This is a genomic window from Mesorhizobium tamadayense (assembly GCF_003863365.1).
In the GTDB taxonomy this organism is placed as follows: Bacteria; Pseudomonadota; Alphaproteobacteria; order Rhizobiales; family Rhizobiaceae; genus Mesorhizobium; species Mesorhizobium tamadayense.
In genome coordinates this window covers 1-519 of sequence record NZ_RQXT01000228.1, presented here as the reverse complement: position 1 = coordinate 519, position 519 = coordinate 1, and the positions used below count along the sequence as shown (strand labels likewise).

The following is a 519-nucleotide window of genomic DNA, read 5'->3' as shown; positions in this document are numbered from 1 at the left end:
ATCATTCTTGGTGGGCTGTTCGGCGCGGCCGCATTACCGGTTGCCCTTTACGCCAACACGGTCAAGTGGAAGGCGCTCGGTGCCCTCGTGTTGACGGTAGCGATTTGCAGCCACCATTTCACGGCGATGGGCGCGGCCGCAATCATGCCAGACCCGCGCGTTGTCATTTCCGCAACGGCGTTGCCGGCGGACTGGATGGCGGCTGGCGTAGCCCTCGTTTCGGTCGTCATTATCCTTTTGGCCATCATCGGCCTCGCCCTCGATGTGCGTGATCTGCGTCGCGCCGGCGAGATAGCGCGTATGCAGGAGCTGGTCGACGCGGCCGTCGAGGGGCTAATCGTGTGCAACGAAACCGAGATCGTGGCTGCCAATCGCAGTTTCTCCGCGCTTGCCTGCGTCGACGGCTCTCAGCCGGTCGGACGCCCGTTCACGTCCTTCTTTCCCAAGGCTTTCCGAGGCGAACTCACGGGCACCGCGCAAACGCCGCTGGAGGTGGAGCTATGCGCGACGGACGGCAGC

At 64.0% G+C, this 519-nt stretch carries 1 protein-coding gene; it reads left to right on the top strand.

Annotation, left to right across the window (positions count from 1 at the left end; translation table 11 throughout):
* Positions 1-519: MHYT domain-containing protein (locus EH240_RS38425; protein WP_483466613.1), on the top strand; the 519-nt coding region annotated here is incomplete at both ends.